The 20857-nt window shown below is 44.7% G+C and carries 18 protein-coding genes; 2 read left to right on the top strand and 16 right to left on the bottom strand.

Translation table 11 applies throughout. From position 1 onward, the window contains the following. Positions 1 to 154 precede the first annotated feature (154 nt). A complete protein-coding gene (locus AT864_RS08490) occupies positions 155 to 346 on the top strand; it encodes a YjzD family protein (RefSeq protein WP_044745722.1) in 192 nt (63 codons plus the stop codon). A 241-nt stretch (positions 347 to 587) separates the two neighbouring features. Here AT864_RS08490 and clpB read toward each other — a convergent pair whose 3' ends face one another. The 16 genes from clpB to yjfP all read right to left on the bottom strand — a co-directional run bounded on the left by clpB (position 588) and on the right by yjfP (position 19884). Continuing rightward, positions 588 to 3194, bottom strand: coding sequence for an ATP-dependent chaperone ClpB (gene clpB, locus AT864_RS08485; protein WP_066148278.1), 2607 nt, complete (start codon positions 3192 to 3194; stop codon positions 588 to 590). 281 nt (positions 3195 to 3475) lie between these two features. Next, on the bottom strand, positions 3476 to 3655 hold the full coding sequence (locus AT864_RS08480) for a YjzC family protein (protein ID WP_044745720.1): 180 nt from the start codon (positions 3653 to 3655) through the stop codon (positions 3476 to 3478). A 116-nt stretch (positions 3656 to 3771) separates the two neighbouring features. Then, positions 3772 to 4719 carry an ornithine carbamoyltransferase gene (gene argF / locus AT864_RS08475; RefSeq protein WP_066148274.1) on the bottom strand — a complete coding sequence of 316 codons (948 nt, stop codon included), beginning with the start codon at positions 4717 to 4719 and terminating at the stop codon, positions 3772 to 3774. After that, positions 4716 to 7841 (bottom strand): carbamoyl phosphate synthase large subunit, encoded by a 3126-nt coding sequence (locus AT864_RS08470; RefSeq protein ID WP_066148272.1) that lies wholly within the window; start codon positions 7839 to 7841, stop codon positions 4716 to 4718. Before AT864_RS08470 ends, argF begins: the two co-directional genes overlap by 4 nt. Then, a complete protein-coding gene (locus tag AT864_RS08465) occupies positions 7834 to 8901 on the bottom strand; it encodes a carbamoyl phosphate synthase small subunit (protein WP_066148268.1) in 1068 nt (355 codons plus the stop codon). The genes AT864_RS08470 and AT864_RS08465 overlap by 8 nt, the downstream gene beginning before the upstream one ends. A gap of 76 nt (positions 8902 to 8977) precedes the next feature. Then, positions 8978 to 10135, bottom strand: a complete 1158-nt coding sequence (locus AT864_RS08460) for an acetylornithine transaminase (protein ID WP_066148266.1) — start codon at positions 10133 to 10135, stop codon at positions 8978 to 8980. Beyond that, positions 10135 to 10908: an acetylglutamate kinase gene (gene argB, locus AT864_RS08455; RefSeq protein WP_044745715.1), complete on the bottom strand. Its 774-nt coding sequence runs from the start codon at positions 10906 to 10908 to the stop codon at positions 10135 to 10137. Before argB ends, AT864_RS08460 begins: the two co-directional genes overlap by 1 nt. A 19-nt stretch (positions 10909 to 10927) precedes the next feature. Then, entirely contained in the window at positions 10928 to 12157 is a 1230-nt protein-coding gene (gene argJ, locus AT864_RS08450) for a bifunctional ornithine acetyltransferase/N-acetylglutamate synthase (protein ID WP_066148262.1), read from the bottom strand. A gap of 17 nt (positions 12158 to 12174) precedes the next feature. Next, positions 12175 to 13212 carry an N-acetyl-gamma-glutamyl-phosphate reductase gene (gene argC, locus AT864_RS08445; RefSeq protein ID WP_066148260.1) on the bottom strand — a complete coding sequence of 346 codons (1038 nt, stop codon included), beginning with the start codon at positions 13210 to 13212 and terminating at the stop codon, positions 12175 to 12177. 262 nt (positions 13213 to 13474) lie between these two features. Continuing rightward, positions 13475 to 13705 carry a molybdopterin converting factor subunit 1 gene (gene moaD, locus AT864_RS08440; RefSeq protein ID WP_066148258.1) on the bottom strand — a complete coding sequence of 77 codons (231 nt, stop codon included), beginning with the start codon at positions 13703 to 13705 and terminating at the stop codon, positions 13475 to 13477. Then, complete coding sequence (locus AT864_RS08435) at positions 13702 to 14172, bottom strand: molybdenum cofactor biosynthesis protein MoaE (RefSeq protein ID WP_066148256.1); 471 nt, start codon at positions 14170 to 14172, stop codon at positions 13702 to 13704. Before AT864_RS08435 ends, moaD begins: the two co-directional genes overlap by 4 nt. After that, on the bottom strand, positions 14169 to 14678 hold the full coding sequence (mobB, locus tag AT864_RS08430; protein WP_044745710.1) for a molybdopterin-guanine dinucleotide biosynthesis protein B: 510 nt from the start codon (positions 14676 to 14678) through the stop codon (positions 14169 to 14171). The genes AT864_RS08435 and mobB overlap by 4 nt, the downstream gene beginning before the upstream one ends. Continuing rightward, positions 14675 to 15934 carry a gephyrin-like molybdotransferase Glp gene (gene glp, locus AT864_RS08425; RefSeq protein ID WP_066148254.1) on the bottom strand — a complete coding sequence of 420 codons (1260 nt, stop codon included), beginning with the start codon at positions 15932 to 15934 and terminating at the stop codon, positions 14675 to 14677. The genes mobB and glp overlap by 4 nt, the downstream gene beginning before the upstream one ends. A 480-nt stretch (positions 15935 to 16414) precedes the next feature. Then, a complete protein-coding gene (moaA, locus tag AT864_RS08420) occupies positions 16415 to 17437 on the bottom strand; it encodes a GTP 3',8-cyclase MoaA (RefSeq protein ID WP_066148253.1) in 1023 nt (340 codons plus the stop codon). Positions 17438 to 17812: 375 nt separating this feature from the next. After that, a complete protein-coding gene (locus AT864_RS08415) occupies positions 17813 to 18397 on the bottom strand; it encodes a molybdenum cofactor guanylyltransferase (protein ID WP_066148377.1) in 585 nt (194 codons plus the stop codon). 725 nt (positions 18398 to 19122) lie between these two features. After that, positions 19123 to 19884 (bottom strand): esterase, encoded by a 762-nt coding sequence (gene yjfP, locus AT864_RS08405; RefSeq protein WP_066148249.1) that lies wholly within the window; start codon positions 19882 to 19884, stop codon positions 19123 to 19125. A gap of 139 nt (positions 19885 to 20023) precedes the next feature. Between yjfP and AT864_RS08400 the strand changes: the two genes are divergently transcribed. Further along, on the top strand, positions 20024 to 20830 hold the full coding sequence (locus AT864_RS08400; protein ID WP_066148248.1) for a Cof-type HAD-IIB family hydrolase: 807 nt from the start codon (positions 20024 to 20026) through the stop codon (positions 20828 to 20830). Positions 20831 to 20857 lie beyond the last annotated feature (27 nt).

Here is a 20857-nt window from a genome sequence, read left to right as displayed (position 1 = left end):
TTTGTTGCCTTCTACAAAGCATAGCTGTACATTAGAAATATATGTGAACACTTCAAAGATGGAAAGGGTATCAGCCTAAAAAGAAGAACATTTTCCATGAAAGCGATTTGTGATAAGATAGATAAAGAAAGCAAGAAATGTTGAGGTGAAAATCATGAGATTTTTTTGGACGCTCTTTTGGACATTCTTGCTAGCACAAATGGCTACATATGTCATTAGTTCCATGCAAGGAAGTTCTTATCAATTTTCAACAGGCGCTTTTTTAGGAGTGGCTATGACGATTTTTGTCATCATCATTGGCAGCTTGCTTCCTAATGATCCTGTTGGCCATCATGACCATCATTAAAAAGCAGAACCTAGCTCTTAGTGCGCTGCACAAAAGGAGGCTGTCTAAAAAGGCAGCCTCCTTTTGTCAATACTCTCTGCCATTACAACTTGATGGGCGAGCATTTGCCCACCATTGAGCAGGTGATATCCGATTTCGCCGGCACGCTTTGACGTGACCGAACGCTTACTTTCAACGGACGACGCTGATTCCAAATTATGGTGTACAACTTTCATTCATATTACTCTGCGGTCAAAAATAGTTACATTTCGCTTTCAGCATTCGTCTTGATCACGATTTGCTCGTTCTCATAGTCCGCGACAATCCGGCTGTGATCCTTCACCCGTCCCGCCACGATTTCTTTGGCCAGAGGCGTTTCAATCCGCTTCTGCATAAATCTCTTTAATGGACGCGCTCCATAGACAGGATCAAAACCTGCTTGCGCGATATACTCTTTCGCACGCTCTGACAGCGTTACAGAAATATGGCGATCCGCAAGGCGTGTGCCCAGTTCTCCCGCAAACTTGTCCACAATTCCCTTTAACTCTTTTATCGTCAGCGGCTTAAATAGAACGATATCATCAATGCGATTTAAAAATTCCGGCCGGAAGTGCATTCGCAATTGCTGCATCACTTGACTGCGAGCTTCTTCGCCAATTTCGCCATTTTCTTGCCCTGCTTCCAGTAGTGTGTGTGAACCGATATTCGATGTTAAAATAATGACGGTATTTTTAAAGTCCACCGTTCTTCCTTGTGAGTCCGTAATGCGGCCGTCGTCAAGCGCTTGTAATAAAATATTAAACACTTCCGGATGCGCTTTTTCCACTTCATCAAGCAAAATAACCGAATACGGCTTGCGACGCACCGCTTCTGTCAGCTGTCCGCCTTCTTCATAACCGACATATCCGGGAGGCGCGCCAATCAGCCGCGATACCGCGTGCTTTTCCATGTACTCCGACATATCAATCCGAACCATCTGTTCTTCGCTATCAAAAAGCGCTTGCGCCAACGCCTTGGCCAGCTCCGTTTTCCCTACCCCTGTCGGCCCTAGAAATAGAAAGGATCCAATCGGTCGGCGCGGATCTTTAATACCGGCGCGCGCCCGCAACACGGCATCTGCCACCAACTCTACCGCTTCGTCTTGACCGATGACGCGTTGATGCAATAGCTCCTGCAAGCGCAACAGCTTTTCTCGTTCCCCTTCTACTAGCTTCGTTAATGGGATGCCGGTCCATCTTGAGACGATTTCGGCAATTTCTTCTTCCGTCACCTCTTCCCGCAAAAGCCGCCCTTCTTTTTCTGTTCGGCTCGCATCTTGTTCAAGTTGCTTTAATTGCTTTTCCAGTTCCGGAATGCGTCCATGGCGCAGCTCAGCTGCTTTATTTAAATCATAAGCATTTTCAGCCTCTTCTAGCTCTCGTTTTGCTCTTTCCAGTTCCTCACGAACACCGCGTATTTGCTGAATCGCTTCTTTTTCCTGTTGCCATTTCGCTTTCATGCTATTGGCTTTTTCTTTTAAATTGGCCAGCTCCTGTTTGAGAGCTTCCAGACGTTCCCGGCTCGCTTCATCCTCTTCCTTGCGCAACGCTGCTTCTTCAATCTCAAGCTGCATCACACGACGCATCACCTCATCTAATTCTGATGGCATTGAATCAATTTCTGTGCGAATCATGGCGCACGCTTCATCAACAAGATCAATGGCTTTATCAGGAAGAAAACGTTCAGAAATATAGCGATCTGATAATACCGCAGCGGTAACGAGCGCGCGGTCATGAATATTCACGCCGTGATGAATCTCAAACCGTTCCTTTAAACCACGCAAGATAGAAATCGTATCTTCCACGCTCGGCTCTTCCACAAGCACCTGCTGAAACCGTCGCTCTAAAGCCGGGTCCTTTTCGATATATTGTCGATATTCATCCAAAGTGGTAGCGCCAATGCAGCGCAATTCCCCGCGAGCGAGCATCGGCTTTAACATGTTTCCTGCATCAATAGCCCCCTCGGCTTTTCCAGCACCGACAATCGTATGCAACTCGTCAATAAATAAAATGATCTTTCCTTCGCTTTTTTTTATTTCATTTAATACAGCTTTTAAGCGCTCTTCAAATTCCCCGCGAAATTTCGCTCCTGCGATTAAAGAGCTCATATCTAAAGCAAAAATGATTTTATCTTTTAAGCCTTCCGGTACGTCCTTCCGAACAATCCGTTGAGCAAGCCCTTCGACAATCGCTGTTTTTCCCACTCCCGGTTCGCCAATAAGCACTGGATTATTTTTGGTTTTACGCGATAAAATGCGGATCACACGGCGAATTTCACTGTCGCGGCCGATGACAGGGTCAATTTTTCCGGCGCGCGCCTCTTCCACTAAATCGCGGCCATATTTTTTTAATACCTCATATGTAGCTTCTGGATTTGCACTTGTCACGCGCTGATTCCCCCTTATTTCTTTTAATACGTGTAAAAGTCTCGAACGATTTAATTCGTACTTTTGCAGCAGCTGCCCGATCTCATTTTTTTCATTGGTTAACGCCAAAAGCAAATGTTCTACAGAGGTATACTCATCCTTCATCTGTTTTGCTTCCTGTTCAGCGTTGGTGAGCAACCGTTCCAAACGAGGCGCCATGTAGACAATTTCTTCCTCCCCCATCACTTCAGGTTTTCTTTTTAAAAATGAACGGAGATCTACAGCCATTTTGTTAATATTGATATGTAGAAGAGAGAGCATGCGTTTGGCCAGCCCTTCTTCCTGCTCCAACAACGCCAGCAAAAGATGATCGATATCCATCATTTGATGATGATACGTTTTGGCGATGGATTGAGCAGAGATCAGCGCCTCCTGCATCTTTTCTGTTAGCTTGTTCATATCCATGACATTCACCTGTCTTTTGACTTTTTTTGACCTTTATATATATTATACCCTTGTCCCACAGGAAAAGCCATTCCCACGGTGAGAATGGCTCAGTCTATTATCCTGCGTCACAGCGTCTCGTTCGTCTGCACGGTAACGTCTTCGTTCGGTTCTCTTCTTTCTCTGCCCAGCGTTTTTAAGACATTTTGAAGTGGAAACAACTGAAATGAGTAACGCCTCAAAATAATGGTAGACAAAGAAAAAATCTGCTTTGTCTACCATATCAACGGCTGCATCGATCGTTATGGTTTGCGCATATAAGTCCAATGGCGATTATGATTGGACGTTTCTGGGAATGTATCTCCCGCTTTGAGCTTCACTTTTTTAGGATTTTTCACGTTATCTCCTGTTTCTCCGATTTCAATATATACACCATTGTTGGGCGCTTTGTCCCCTGGTCCAAAATGACGTCTTTGGCCCATGCTCATCCCCTCCTTCAAGCAGCGTACACGCTTATCATCTCCCCTCTTTTTATCATTCACTCATGCAAATCGTGGAATGATTTGCAAAAAAACACCGGAGTAACCTCCGGTGTTTTTCAGCATGATAATAACGATAGCAAAATGGCTTTTTGGACATGGAGACGATTTCCCGCTTGCTCAAATACATAAGAATGGTCGCTGTCAATGACGCCAGCTGTCACTTCTTCGTCGCGATGAGCAGGCAAACAATGCAAAAACATATAATCTGGCTTAGCCTGCTTCACTAGCTGTTCGTTGACTTGAAACGGCTGGAACACTGCCAGCCGCTGCTGGCTTTCCTGTTCTTGTCCCATGCTCGTCCATACATCCGTATAAATGACATCAGCATGTTTCACCGCTTCTTGTGGAGAATGGGTCACGACAATTTGTGATCCTGTTTGTTTGGCTACTTCGATTGCAGCCTCGACATATTGTTCTTTCGGTTCATAGCCTACCGGGCATGCAATCGTACAATCCATCCCTACTTTGGCAGCGGCGATCATTAATCCATGGGCAACATTATTGCCATCTCCGACATATACTAGCTTCAGTCCCTTTAGCTGTTTTTTCGTTTCATAAATGGTTAGTAAATCAGCCAGTGCTTGGCATGGATGATCGTCATCTGTCAATCCGTTAATAACGGGCACCGTTGCGTACTGTGCAAGCTCTTCGATTTTGCTATGGGCGAATGTGCGAATCATAATCGCATCTACATATTGCGATAATACTCTTGCCGTATCAGCAATGGTTTCCCCGCGGCCAATTTGCAAATCATTGCTGTTTAAATAAAGCGCATGTCCGCCTAACTGTGTCATCCCCACTTCAAAGGATACTCTCGTCCGCGTAGATGGCTTTTCGAAAATCATCGCCAATGTTTTCCCTGTTAATGGTGTATAGGCTTGACCTGCCAGCTGCTTTTGTTTCAACTCACTTGCTAACGTTAGTAAATCATGGATCTCCTCAGAAGAAAAATCGATTAATGTTAATAAATCCTTTCCTTTTAATGAATGGATTGTCGCATTCATCCTATCACCGCTTCCTCTGTTTGTTTTTTTAATTTAAGCCATTCCTGAATCGAAAGAACGGAAAAATCGTCAGAATCAAGCGCCTGCAAAAACAGCTTGCACGTTTCCACTTCCGTAAAGGCCAGCAGCTGCCGTGACAAAGCAAGCATCCGTTGTTCCGCAGCTTGTTGATCGTTTTTGAAATTAAAAAAGGCTAATGCTTCTTTTCGCTTTACCCATTCAGAAAATGGAATGTGGCTCACAAGCTTGATTCGCTTATTCTTCATTGCTTCTACGAGCGCTTGTATTTGCTCTATTTCTGCATCCACATAAACCTCGAAAGCATCTGCTTTTTTTGTCAAATAAGAATGGAACGCTTTGCCGGCTGCCTCCGCTGCTGTATGAGCAATGCTAATTCCTTCGCCTGTCGATTTCATTTCCGGCCCGACAAGCGGATCGACTCCAGGCAGCTTATGCATTGAAAAAACGGGATATTTCAAAACAATGTAGGGCATATCGCTGAAGCTGTTTGTCACAGAATCATTTACCTCATCTAAGCATTTCCCAAGCAATAATTTTGTCGCAATTTGCGCAAGTGGAATTCCCGTCGTCTTGCTGACAATCGGCACCGTTCGGCTCGCGCGAGGGTTGACTTCCAGCACATACACCTCGCCATTTGCGATGACAAATTGAATATTCATTAAACCTTTGAATTGAAGCTTTTGCACAATTTTTTCAGCAAATGTTTTTATCTTGGCTTTTTCATCTTCTGACAGCGTTTGCGCTGGCAGCCACGCATAGCTATCACCTGAATGGACGCCCGCTTTTTCAACATGCTCAATAATGGTTGGAATCAGTACGCTCTTTCCATCGGCTACCACATCGACTTCGGCTTCTTTTCCTTCCAAATACGCATCAATCAGTACGGGATACGTCAAAGTGGCCGCTTGCTGCAACAATTGCTGTTCATTTTGTACAATAAACATGCCTTTGCCGCCGATCACATATGACGGACGAAGCAACACCGGATAACCGATCTTTTCCGCTTTTTCCACCAACTCATTTTCATTTTCGGCTATTACACCAGGCACGTGTGGAATCGCTAATTCCTCTAAAAGCTGATAAAAACGATCACGATCCTCCAGCTGGTCAATGACATCGTATGAGGCGCCTAAAATGGTCACACCTGCCTCTTCCAGTTCTTTTACTAGATTAATCGCTGTCTGTCCCCCGAATTGGACAACCACTTTTTGAATTTGTTCTGCCTCAATCACATTAAGCACATCTTCCAACACAAGCGGTTCGAAATAAAGACGATCCGCCACTGCAAAATCGGTGCTAACGGTTTCCGGATTATTGTTAATCAAGACGGTTTCGTATCCTTCTTTCTGAAGAGCATAGACGCTATGAACGGAGCTGTAGTCAAACTCAATTCCTTGGCCGATTCGAATCGGCCCTGCTCCGATAATAAGAACTTTTTCTTTATCGCTTGCTTTTCGTTCATCCGCACCAAAATAAGTGGAGTAATAGTAATCCGTTTCCGAGTGGAATTCCGCTGCACACGTATCTACCATTTTATAAGCTGGAATAATGCCAAGCTGCTTCCGCTTGCGGCGAATTTCCGCTTCCTTTACATTCCAAATACTCGCTAAAAAAGCATCAGAAAAGCCTTTTTCTTTCAATAAGCGAAGCATTGCGGCATCAATATGAGCAAAATGGGCGGCTTTCGCTTGTTGCTCAAGCATAATAAGCTGATAAAAACTATTTAAAAAAAAGCGGTCGATTTTGGTTAGTTGATAGATCGTTTCGATCTCTTCGCCGCGTCTGAACAATTCTAAAATTGCAAAAAAGCGGCGATCATCTTGATGAATTAATAGCTCTTTTAATTCATCATTCGTCTTGGTGGACATCTCCGGCAAAAACAATCCGTTATTAGCCCCCTCCAATGAACGGACAGCCTTTTGCAGGGCGCGCTCCAAATTGCGGTCAATCGCCATCACTTCCCCCGTCGCTTTCATTTGCGTTCCTAGGCGGCGGTCGCCGCTTGGAAATTTGTCAAATGGCAAACGCGGAAATTTGACAACAACATAATCAAGCGCTGGTTCAAAGCTGGCAAATGTATTTTTCGTAACAGGATTTAGCAATTCCGCTAATGTATAGCCAACAGCCAATTTGGCAGCAATGCGCGCAATCGGATATCCGGTCGCTTTGGATGCCAAAGCGGAGGAACGGCTGACGCGCGGATTCACCTCGATTAAATAATAATTTTTGCTAAACGGATCGAGCGCGAATTGAATGTTGCATCCGCCAATAATTCCGAGCGCTGAAATAATTTTTACTGCCGATGAGCGCAGCATATGATATTCTTCATCCGTTAAGGTTTGGGATGGGGCCACAACAATGGAGTCACCCGTATGAACTCCGACAGGATCGATGTTTTCCATGTTGCAAACTGTAATGCAAGTATCGGTATCGTCGCGCATCACTTCATATTCGATTTCTTTGTATCCTGCCACACTGCGCTCCACCAAACATTGGGTAATGGGACTTTCCGCCAATCCCTTTTCAACGAGGGATACAAATTGCTCCATGGTTTCCGCAATTCCTCCGCCGCTTCCCCCTAATGTATAGGCTGGACGGATAATGATCGGGAAGCCGATCTTTTCAGCAAAAGCAACTGCGTCCGCTACATTCGTAATAATTTCACTTTCTGGCACCGGCTCGTTTAACTCATACATTAACTGGCGGAACGCTTCCCGATCCTCTCCTTTTTGGATCGCTTCAATCGGTGTTCCAAGCAATCTCACGCCATATTTCGTTAAAACTCCTGCTTCATGGAGCTGAAACGCTAAGTTTAATCCCGTCTGTCCTCCAAAGGTCGCCAACAAGCCATCAGGCCGTTCTTTCGCGATAATGCTCTCCAAGCTATCGACTGTCAATGGCTCAAAATAAACAGCATCTGCATGAACATCGTCAGTCATAATCGTAGCCGGATTGTTATTGACTAGAATGACGCGATAGCCTTCTTCCTTTAAAGCGATGCATGCTTGCGTACCAGAATAGTCAAACTCCGCCGCTTGACCAATCACAATCGGTCCAGATCCGATGATTAAAATCGATTGAAGTGATGGATCTTTAGGCATATACTTTCTCTCCTTTGTTCACTGCTTGCAAAAATTCAGCAAAAATATGTTCTGTATCATTTGGTCCGGGATGTGCCTCCGGGTGATACTGAACCGATAAAATCGGTTTGTATCGGTGAACCATTCCTTCTACCGAATCGTCGTTCACATTGATAAAGCGAATGTCAAACGGCGTAGCGGCCAAACTTTCTTTATTGACCACATAACTATGGTTTTGCGAAGTCATGAACACCTTTTTCTTCTGCAAATCATAAACGGGCTGGTTGGCTCCGCGATGTCCAAAGCGGAGCTTCTCTGTGTTGGCTCCGTATGATAATGCGACGAGCTGGTGTCCTAAACAAATCGCAAGCGTCGGATAATGGTCAATCATCATTCGGATAGTCGGCAAATATTCCGCCAGCTGCTTCGGATCTCCCGGGCCATTGGATAAAACGATCCCGTCGGGCTGCAATGCTTTAATAGCGGAAAATGGCGTATGATAAGGAACGACGGTTACTTGGCATCCTCTTGTTACCAGAGATTGCACTATCGATTTCTTATAGCCAAAATCGACGAGTACAATATGCGTATCGCCGTTTCCATATACGGACATTTGCTCAGTGGATACACTTGCAACAGGAAAGCGAATTTCCTTGAGTGCGCCAATCTCCGATTCTCCTGGAGCAATCCACCCCATCATCGTTCCTTGATTGCGAATCTCTTTTACCAGCGCCCGCGTATCCACATGGGTTAATAGCGGAATCTTCCATTGCTGCAAGTATTCTTTTAAACTATATTTCGCTTCATAATGGTATCCTTGCTGACTTGCCTCATATACAATCACCGCCTGCACATGCGGTTTTTTACTTTCGAAATCGGCTTCATTAATTCCATAATTTCCAATCAGTGGATACGTGAACACAATGATTTGGTTTTTATATGAAGGATCTGTCAGCACTTCCTGATAGCCGGTCATTCCTGTATAAAAGACGACTTCCCCTTGAATTTCCCCGTTTTCTCCCGGCACTTCAAGAACTCCGGCAAATGTCTTTCCATTTGCTAAATGCAAACAAGCGTTCATCGCAGACACCTCATTGTCGAATTTTTATTACAAAATGGGAATTTTTATGCATTCACTATGAAAAAAAATTCCGCTCCTAGGAAATAGCCACATATTCGTTTAGCAACACTTCTTTCAAGATGGCAACAGCCCTATCCAGTTCTTCTTTCGTTACAATCAGCGGCGGCACTAAACGAATCACATTCGCGCCAGCGGGCAGTACAAGCAATCCTTTTTCATGGATAAGTGGAATCAGCTTTGCCACGTCCGCCTCGCATTCGATTCCTATTAATAAGCCGAGGCCGCGCACTTCTCGCACATGTCCGACTCCGGCTAAAGCCGTGCGAAGCTGCTCTAAGAAATAATGTCCTTTTTCTGCTACGCTTTGTAAAAAATCATCTTGGAAAATCACTTGCAAGGTGGCTTTCGCCGCCGCCATTGCTAACGGATTTCCGCCAAATGTGGAGCCGTGAGTTCCCGCTGTAAACGCATCTCGCAAAAAGGCCTTGCCAATCATCGCTCCGACCGGAAAGCCGCTTCCTAATCCCTTGGCTGTCGTAATAATATCTGGTTCAATCGAAAAATGCTGATAGGCAAACGCCTTCCCGGTCCGTCCAATTCCCGTCTGCACCTCATCAACGATCAGCAATGCTCCATATTGTCGACACAACTGAACAGTTTTTTGTAAAAATGATTCATTGATTTGTCTTACTCCGCCTTCGCCTTGCACGATTTCCAGCATCACAGCCGCCACTTGTTCACTCATTTCCTTTTCCAGCACCTCTATGTCATTAAACGGAAGGTGAACAAACTCCGGTAAAAGCGGTCCAAAGCCCTTATGAACTTTTTCTTGTCCTGTTGCCGACATCGTAGCAAACGTCCGGCCATGAAACGACTGCTGAAAAGAAATCACTTTTGCCCGTCCTGTATACTTTCTTGCCAGCTTTAACGCCGCTTCATTTGCTTCCGCACCGCTATTGCAGAAAAACACATAATCCCCGCAGCTATGCCCGGCAAGCAGCTGAGCCACTTCTTCCTGCAATGGATTTGTAAATAAATTAGAAGTATGCCACACCTTATTTAGCTGAGCTTCCAATGCCTCTTGCACTTGTGGCGGACGATGCCCTAAATTGCAAACCGCAATTCCAGCCACAAAATCTAAATATTGCTTGCCATCTGTAGCGACAACTGTCGTTCCTTGTGCCGATTCCACACATAGATCCCAACGATTATACGTCGGAAATAACGCTCCCATTAGCAAACCCCCGCTTCCTTTTGAATGCTCGTTCCATGTAGTTTTCCTTCTGAATAAAATGAGTGCTTCCCGCTTACAATCATCACCTCAGGCAGAGAATCCGACAAAGCGCTTAGCGCTGCTTTGACCTTCGGGATCATCCCTCCTGAAATAATTCCGTCCTCTATCATTTTTTCAATTTCTTCTGCTGTTGCATACTCCACAAGTGAACCGTTGTGCAGCACTCCTGGAACATCGGTCACAAAAATGAGCTGTTGGGCTCGCAATGCTTGGGCGATAGCACCAGCGGCCGTATCGGCGTTAATGTTATATTTTTGTCCGTTCTGATCGCATCCGATCGGCGCGATCACCGGGATATAACGAACACGAAGAAAATGGGCTAAAAATGATGCGTTAACGCGGGTGACGGTTCCCACATACCCTAGCCGTTCAAGATCAAGCGGAGCCGCTTCAAGCAACCGGCCATCCACGCCGGACACCCCAGCACCAGGCAAATGGTATTGCCAAAGCAGCGAAACAAGCTGTTTATTTACTTTTCCGGCTAAGACCATTTCAACGACATCCAATCCTTCTTTTGTCGTTTTCCGCAATCCATTCACAAACTCGCTTTCAATCGCCAGCTGCTTTAACATTTGCCCAATTTCCGGCCCTCCTCCATGAACGATGACAATATTTTTTCCTTGGGCATGCAACGCTTGCAAGCTTTGAAAAAATGATGAAGATAATTCGTTAAGAACGCTTCCTCCGCATTTAATGACAATCGTTCCCTCCATTTTCCTCTTCCTCCCATCATCACGTGCGATAGCTTGCGTTAATTTTCACGTAATCATAAGTTAAATCGCATCCCCATGCGACTCCTGTACCATTTCCAAGATGCAGGTCAACATGAATCATAATTTCATGATTTTGCAAATAAGCCGTTGCTTCCTCTTCAGAAAACGGTTGGGGTTCGCTTGCTTTTAGCATGACAATATCCCCTAATGCAATATCGACGCAGTCAGGGTTGACGGTTGCATCCGCGTAACCGATCGCGCCGATAATTCTTCCCCAATTGGCATCCGCTCCATAAACCGCCGTTTTGACAAGATTAGAGCCGACGATTTGTTTGGCGATACGCTTGGCATCGTCATCCGTCACAGCCCCTGATACGCGAACCTCAATCAGCTTGGTCGCTCCTTCTCCATCTTTGGCAATTTGTTTCGCCAAATCCTCGCATGTTTTCTTTAATGCATCGTAAAATTTATTCCATTCTGGATGTCGCGGCGTTAATTCGGTTGTTTCAGCAAGGCCGCTCGCCATGACGACCACCATATCATTTGTAGACGTATCGCCATCGACCGTGATCTGATTAAACGATAGATCAGTAATGGAACGAAGCGCCTCCTGCAAAACGGGCGAGGAAATATTAGCATCTGTTGTAATAAAAGCGAGCATCGTCGCCATATTAGGATGAATCATTCCTGATCCTTTGGCAGCCCCTCCGATTGTCACGGTTTTCCCCTCAATCGTCGTTTGATAACAGGCTTGCTTCATGACTGTATCGGTCGTTAAAATGGCGGTTTGAAACGCATGTGCGCTTTCCTCTGTAACGCTCGGCTGCAATTTTTTTATGCCTTCGCGAATTTTTTCCATCGGCAAAAACTCTCCAATGACTCCCGTAGAAGCGACCGCTACGTAGTGCGAAGGCAGCCCGAATTGCAGAGCGCAAAGCTCCCGCATTTCATAGGCGTCTTTTAATCCCTGCTCTCCTGTACACGCATTGGCGCATGCGCTATTGACGACGATCGCCTGCAATTTTTGCTCAACCGCGATACTCTCTTGCGTAACTTTCAGCGGAGCAGCTTGAAAATGGCTTTGAGTATAAACGGCTGCGCAGGAGGCAGGCACATCGCAAACAATCACTCCAAGATCTTTTTTTATATATCGCAAACCAGCGTGTACACCTGCCGCCTTAAATCCCTTTGGGGTAACAACGGCCCCATTGGCAACGCAGTAAATTTCATGCTCCTGTTTCGTTAACATTTTGCTTCTTCTCCTTCCTATGGATAAATAGGGGCAACCTTCAATCCTTCTGACTCGTTCCATCCCATCATCACATTAAAGTTTTGAACAGCCTGGCCCGCGGCCCCTTTCACTAAATTGTCGATGACAGAAACAACAGTGATTCTTCCTGTTCTTTCATCATAAGCGATGCCGATATCGCAATAGTTTGAGCCGTACACTTCTTTTGTCGCTGGAAATTGTCCGGAGTTTCGGACGCGGACAAAATGAGCCGTTTCATAACTTGTTTTATATAAATCTAGCAATGTCTCAAGCGACAGCTCTACTTTCGCTTGAGCATAAATCGTCGCCATAATTCCCCTCGTCATCGGGATTAAATGGGTGCTAAACGTAATCGGCTGAATGTGTTCGTTCCAAAGCTTCAGCATTTGCTCAATTTCCGGGATATGCTGATGCTCATTTACTTTATAAATTTTCACATTTTCATTAATTTCGGAAAAATGCGTATTTAACGACGCTTTTCTTCCGGCTCCTGATACCCCTGATTTAGCATCCACAATGATCGATTGTTCTTCAATAAGCCCATTCTGCACAAGTGGCGCCAATCCAAGCAGCGTCGCTGTCGGGTAGCATCCCGGATTCGCAAGCAGCTGAGCCTTTCGGATCTCTGTTCGATTCCATTCGGAAAGTCCATACACAGCTTTCTGCAAATATGAATGCTCCGCAGCTGGCCGCTTATACCATTTCTCATATACGGTGCCATCTTTCAAACGAAAATCGCCAGAGAGATCAATCACTTTTATTCCTTTCTCAATTAGCAATGGGGACAGCTCGCTGGACACTCCAGGAGGCGTTGCAAAAAAGACAACATCATTGGCTGCAGCGATTTGTTCAATCGCCATTTTTCTTAAAACATTCCCTCTGTTTTCGCCCGTATGCGGAAAACTTTGCGATAACGCCATGCCATCCTGCGATGAAGAATAGAGATGGCAACGTTCAACATGAGGATGGTGCTGGAGAAATCTCAGCAATTCCACACCGCTGTATCCTGTTGCGCCAATGATTGCAATATTCATAGTTGTCCTCCTCGAACAATGATATTCATGTAGTTATCATTATAATACTGCATAAAAATAAAATCAAATGTATATTTATTTTTTATTTGTATTTTCTATCAAAATCGCAAACAAGCAGGCTTCTATTTAAAGAACAAAATGAGAGATCCAACTTATTGTGTTAATATTTGTTTAGATATAGGGACATTCTTCCCCCGTCCTTCTCCTTCCATTCCATTATATAAAAAGGCGTTCAAGGGAGACCTTGAACGCCTTTCAATCTTTATCCTCCGCTAACCGGTGGAATAAAAGCAATTACATCGCCCGGCTGCAACCGTTGATTCTCCTGGGCATACTCTTCATTCACCGCAACCATCACATTTTGCAAATTCACCCCATATTTCACTTCTATCTGTCGTTTTAATTGCTCAATTGTGATCGGTTCGTACTCTATGCTCATTTGTCCATTCCCAACCGCTTCTTTTAAAGAGGCGAAAAAAAGCAGCGTGATCACGCCAGATCCTCCTCCTTCGGCTTTCCATCTGGATATTCCTTCGTTTCAAGCTGGTTTCCAACCCATTGTGTGCCATCCTCCCAATATTCTTTTTTCCAGATCGGCACGATTTGTTTTATTCTTTCGATCGCGTATTGATTGGCCTCATAGGCATCCTTTCGATGCGGCGTCGACACGGCAATCACAACGGCCACATCGGAAATGTCGAGCTTGCCGATTCGATGGGTAATCGCGGTTTTGGCTTCCGGCCAACGTTCCTTAATTTCTTGAGCGATGCGTTCGAGCATTTTTTCTGCCATCGTGGTATAGGCTTCATATTGTAAAAATAGCGTGCGTTTTCCATTTGTAAATTCTCTTACGGTCCCGACAAAAACGGCAACCGCTCCCGCCTCAGGGCGAACGACCTTTCGCACCACGTCTTCAATCAAAATCGGCTGATCAGTAACCATAAATAATGTCTCATTCATCTCGCTTTTTCCACCTCATTCATAACCCATTGCAAATAGGTCTGTTCATCATCAAGAGAAAACAGAGGATACGGTATATCGAAAGGGACGAAATCCTTCTGCCAGGCAATGACACCGATAATATTTTGCAAATGGCCAAGCTGCTCCCAATCCGAAGGTGTTCGAATCATTATGATTTTAGGGTATGGTTCGTCTTTATATCCTTCGATAAGGACAAAGTCGAGAGAAAAAAGAGAATACATGTGTAAAATCTTTGATAACGTCCACTCTGGATGAATCGCATGCAACTGCAGCATTCCGCCTCCTTCTACCGCTGCCGCCAGCGCTCCTGCCCGCAGATGGCGGTTTGAATCGGTTGACGTCTGTCCCGTCTCCGGCAGCCCCCCATGGCCATGATGCTTCACTGCTCCCACTTTATATCCTGCTTGTACTGCCAGTTGAATCCATTTCTCTATCAGTGTCGTTTTTCCGCTATTTTTATAGCCGACCACTTGCCAAACCTTCATTGGGCGCTTCCCTCTTCGCTATCGAGCAGCCAAACATCCACAAGATCCCCCTTGACAAAGCCGCGAGTGCCTCCTGGAAGTACGGTCAGCGCATTGGCTTTAGCAAGAGAGGTCACAATATTCGATTTATCCATCCCAACCGGCGAAGCATAAAGCTGCCCTCCTTGAGCACTTACATAGCTTCTAACAAAACGAGTAAACGGATTAGGCTTCGTGAAATCCTCTAATAGGATGGCTTTCGTCTTGTATAAATGCGGAGTGGATGAATATAGCATTGTACGCACAACAGGGCGGATGAACAGTTCATATCCGACATAGCACGCTGACGGATTGCCCGACAATCCAAACAGCAGCTTGCCGTCCAATTGGGCTACCGTCGTTACGCTTCCCGGACGCATAGCTACTTTATTAAATAACACTTCGGCGCCGAGCCGCTCATAAATCACCGGTAAATAATCATAATCGCCGACAGACACTCCTCCTGTTGTAATCAGAAAATCCACATCAGGAAGCGCCTGTTCGATCGCGGCAAGACATTGATCTGGATCATCCGGCAATTTTCCTAAATCAACGGGAGTGGCTCCGCTGCGAAGCACTTGCGCCTGAATCATATACGCATTGCTATTGCGGATTTTCCCAGGAACAAGCGGCTCTGATACATCCAATAATTCATTCCCTGTTGCGGCAATCCCAATTTTCGGTTTTTGAGCCACTTTGACCTCTGAATAGCCAAACGTAGCCAATAACGCCTGCACGCCAGGATTGATGAATATTCCCTTCTCCGCTAGTACTTCTCCTTTTTTAACATCCTCTCCTTGGAACGAAATGTTATCCCCTGAACGAAATGGACGCTTAATCGATATATATGTCTTTCCATTTCGTTCATATTGCTTAGCTAGCTCTAGCATCACTACCGCGTCGCAGCCATCAGGAATGGGCGCGCCTGTCATAATTCGCACCGCTTGAAATGCAGCTACTGCTTTTGCGGCCACTTGCCCCGCTCCGATCGTTTCAATTACTTCCAGCTCAACAGGATGATCGAGGCTGGCAAGTGCCGAATCGGCCGCTCGAATGGCAAATCCATCATATGGAGAGCGGTCAAACGGCGGAACGTCATGATCCGCATAAAGATCTTCCGCTAAATATCTCCCGTACGCCTCCGTGAGCGGAACCCTTTCTTTTTCTCCTTCTCTTGCATAAAGCATCACTTTTTGAATCGCTTCCGCTACAGGAATTGGATTTCTTTTTTCTAACATCATCGATCCCCCTTACTTATTCCGTACACAATAAAATGGGTATCGCTGTTTCATGTAACAGCGCTGGTCCATCTTCTGTTTTTTAATTGTATTTATTTTAGATGCTCAAAGCGATACAGCCAAACTGCAGAAATAAAATAGGAAACAGCGATCCGTCTTGCTAACGCGCCACATCGTATATTCTTTTAACAAAATGAATGAAAAACCTTCTATACTCTCTTATATACAAGCCGCTTGAAGACCCAAGAAATCATCTTCCCTTCCGACCGTGGATTTTGTAACAGCTCCCATCCCATATTCGAGCGAATCTGACACAATAAGTGTATGTTTATCTGATTCTATCATGTCTCATAAAGATTCTGCACGCTTTCCTTACTTTTGTACAGATGATATTCTTCCTCTTCTTTCAATCAAATAAAAAAGACCAATCTGTTGAATTGGTCCTTCACGATCATGTCTCTCACTTTTTTTACTAAAAATCTATCCGCCGATATAGGACATCTCAATTTTTTTCCGTTCTTGATTTGCTTGCAGGGCACGCTCATCTGAATAGCGATCCGTTCTGTTTGTCCATGTCTCCATTACCAGCTGCTTTAACGCTTTCTTACCAGCCCCTTGACGAAGCAATGTCTTTAATGACGTTCCATTTGCGGCAAACAAACAAGTATACAATACTCCGTCCGCCGATACCCGCGCTCTTGTGCAACTGCTGCAGAATGATTGGGTGACCGAAGAAATAAATCCTACCTCTATATTCGTTCCAACGTAACGATATCGGCTCGCCACTTCCCCAAAATAGGCCCGTTCGATCGGCTCAAGCGGATGCCATTGTTGAATTTGTTCATATATTTCTTTTTTCGTCATGACTTGTGACAGATTCCAGCCATTTGATGTCCCGACATCCATAAATTCAATAAACCGCAAAGGAATTCCTTCTGCTTTGAAATGCTTGGCCATTGGCACGACTTGGGAATCATTCCATCCTTTTTTTACAACCATATTTACTTTCACAAGCAGCCCCGCCTCTTTTGCCGCGGCGATTCCTTTCAAAACAGGCTGAACGCCAACACCGACGCCGTTCATTTTTTTAAAAATTTCATCCTCTATTGCATCCAAACTGACATTGACTCTCCCAAGCCCTGCGTCCTTTAATCGATTCGCCATTTTCACTAAATGAACTCCGTTGGTAGTTAAAGCGATATCACCGATACCTGGGATATTGGCCAATCGTTCAACCAACAGCGGCAAATCTTTCCGCAGCAGCGGCTCGCCGCCTGTAATGCGGATTTTTTCTACTCCTAACTCGGCAAAGGTTTCTGCAACCAGCACCATTTCATCCATCGTCAGCAACTCGTCTTCCTGCAAAAAGCGAAAATGAGGACCAAAAATTTCAGCCGGCATGCAATAAACACAACGGAAATTGCATTGATCGATTACAGAAATACGCAAATCACGCAGCGGCCGGTCCCATCGATCAACGACTATCGGCTTATTTCGGTTCATGGTGCCTCCTCTTTTCATCATAAAATATTTTCTTAACCGCATGTTCAAATCGAATAAACATGTTTTGATGATCAATCATGTTTATGAACCTCCCACTCCTCCCCTCCATTAAGAGATGGGAGACTTCTCGGCGGATGATGTTAAACAACAAGCGCTTGCCAGCTGTGTTTGTAAAAGCGGATGTTACATGAAAGTATACCATAAATCGATAAATTCAGCCGTGAAAAAAACATCGATCCTTCATCTTCATCATCCAACATGCTCAGGCAAAAAATAAAGCTTTGCATGATGTGTCGATCCTGACACCATGCTATGATTGCACACTTACAGCTCAGTTTCCTTACTTGTGACGCTCTCCCCTTTCGAACGTTGTTCTCATTCTGCTGCAATGTCGGCATATTCATCTAAGTCATTCACATTCCGAAATACGATCTCTTCTGCCCCAAAATCTTGTTCATTGACATAGCGAACGGAGCAATGTTCAAATAGCGATCTCATTCTGTTGTCGCCGTGCTGCAGCATATGTTCTATCCACTTCATTGTCCGGCGATGGTAAGCGCCAACCAATGGTTGCAGCCGGCCAAAATGCGTGGAGACCACAATATCAAACGCATGATCAACATATGATACCATCCTGCCAACTGTGTCGCTTTGTATATAGGGCATGTCACAAGGAAGCACAAATATCCAGTCTGCTTCTGTTTGTTTCATAACCGTATAGAGGCCGGCAAGCGGTCCTTGACCGCGATACCGCTCTTCATCCATCACTACCTTCTCGTTTGTCACCATTCGCTCAAAACGTGCGACAAGATCGGGATGGCTGACAATATACACCTCTTTCACAAAAGGATGCAGCGCATCGACAGCGATTTGAAAAAAATACTGATCCTTTCGTTTGGCAAACGCCTTAGGGCTGCCAAAGCGGCGCGATTGACCTCCAGCCAAGACCGCTCCGATCATCCGTTCCACCGTCTATCCCCCGCTTTGTCTGATCATACAGATCCGTTTTGATATAATCCCATTTACTCCATCATTTTAAGTCGACTTTCATGTTTAGTAAAAATATGGAATATATAGCCGATTCAAAAGCAAAATTTCTCATTTTTTGGACGGTTGGAGGCAAATCAAGGAGCTTCCAGCGACCATCTATTTTCCATAGACCGTTCGTCCCAGTTTCATGTAACTTTTTATATATAAATTTTCCGGTCATTAGCTCATAAAACGAACCTCCTTTATATTATAATAGATTATATATACACGAAAACTGCTAGACCCATTCGACGAAGCACTGCCTATCCACATGTTTCAAAAATTTTTAATGATCATGAAAGGGGAATGGCCCTTGGAAGAGTTCGTCGGCTTTTGCTCAAAGTGCGGCAAACCGATTCATTGCTTGTCAGGATTTTTAAACGGTGTCATCAGCGAGGAACAAGAAATGCTCTATTGCTTTGAATGCTACCAGAAAAAAAGCGAAACATACAAAAAAAGTAAATATATAAGCGAATGAAGGGGCCTGGTCTTCGGCCCCTATGTTTATGATATGGAAACTTCCTTTCGTCCTTCTCCTGGTCGCAATCAAACAAAAAACCGTGCTTGACGCAGCTGAACACCTCTACCCCCAAACGATTTATGGACCATGTCCATCGAGAAATCTCCCGGCTTGAAATGACGTGTAGGTGAGAGATTCATACATGCTGAGCGAACCAATCAACTGTTTGCAAAAACGCAGCTCTTGTCACTTTATGTCCCGCCTCATCATCAGAAATAAATTTCAGCTTCCCGTTCTCATAAAAAGGTTTTATTTGTTGATAAAACTCATATGTATAATGATAAGGTACCACTGAATCTCGCTGCCCGTGCCACATCATGAGCGGGCGGCCGCGCAATTTCTCCGGCTGAAGCGAAAGATCGTACGGAGCCAGCCGCTGCCGCTCGTTTTCCAGCTGTTGATCTGTCAACAGAATCTTGCGTTTCATATTTTTCACCATTTCGATTTGAACATCAAAAAACGCTTGATAATACGGACTACCCATTAAGGAAACAGCGGCTTTAATCCAGGGATACACAGCAAGCGAGCCAAATGTCACGATTCCTCCCATTGAGGTACCGGCGACGCCAATGCGCTCTTCCTGTACAAGACCACCAGAACAGAGCTCATTTTTTATCTGTTCTATATCGCCAATCGTCCGCAGAACAATATTCCAAAAGGATAATCGCAGCTGCTCGTCTGTGAGGCGTTGTGCTCTTTCTCCATGGTAAAGCGCATCTGGCAAAATGACCCGATATCCCGCCTCAGCCAGCAAATAACCAAAATGAAGATTGTGCTCTTTTGCGCTCGTAAATCCGTGCACAAATAGGATAAGGGGCAGCTTTTCTTGCTGAGCCTCTTGCTTGACCACATGCAATACAGGAATGTCGGCAATCGCTTCATTTCTAATGACAATCATAGCCACTTAGACTCCTTTACACTTTTTCTCTTCCTTTAGTGTAACATGTAGACAAAAATTTTGGAAAAGAGTTACACTATCTGTGTAAGCTCTTTATCCATTTATGCCAAATCCAAAAACTATGTACAAAGGAGCTATTATGGAACGATATTTAATTGCGTTAGATTTAGACGGTACATTGTTAAAAGATGACAAAACGATCTCTCCGCTAACTAAACAGGTTATTTTCCGCGCGAAAGAAGCTGGTCATATCGTTGTCATAGCAACTGGCAGACCTTATCGCGCTAGCAAAATGTATTATGAAGAGCTTCATTTAACAACACCTATTGTCAATTTTAACGGGGCCTTTGTGCATCATCCAAGAAACGACTCATGGGGAATACGCCACTCTCCGCTTAATCTGGAAACCATTAAAGAAATTATTGAAGTGAGCGAAACATATCACATCAAAAACATTTTAGCGGAAGTCATGGATGATGTGTATTTTCATGACCACGATGAAAAGCTGTTGGATCTCGTGAAATTGGGCAATCCCAAAATCGAAATTGGCGATTTGCGGAACATGTTAAAAGCTGATCCAACGAGCGTTCTTATTCATACAGATGAACAGCATGCCGATGAACTGCAACGTTATTTATCCACCGTTCATGCCAATGTGCTTCATCATCGCCGTTGGGCTGCTCCTTGGCATATTATTGAAATTGTTCGTACGGGTGTTCATAAAGCATTCGGATTGCAGCAAATTTGCAACTATTTCCAAATCCCTCAAGAACGCGTCATCGCGTTTGGGGATGAAGACAACGATCTTGAAATGATTCAATGGGCAGGATATGGCATCGCGATGGGAAATGCCATTGAACCATTAAAACAAATCGCCAATGATGTGACAAAAACCAATGAGGAAGACGGCATCGCTGTTTATTTAAAATCGCTGTTAAAGCTGTAACGAATTGCCTTACTATCATTCCCCCAA

The sequence above is a fragment of the Anoxybacillus sp. P3H1B genome (assembly GCF_001560855.1).
Taxonomy (GTDB): Bacteria; Bacillota; Bacilli; order Bacillales; family Anoxybacillaceae; genus Anoxybacteroides; species Anoxybacteroides rupiense.
The sequence above is the reverse complement of the archived record's forward strand: the minus strand, read 5'-3'. Positions and strand labels throughout refer to the sequence as shown.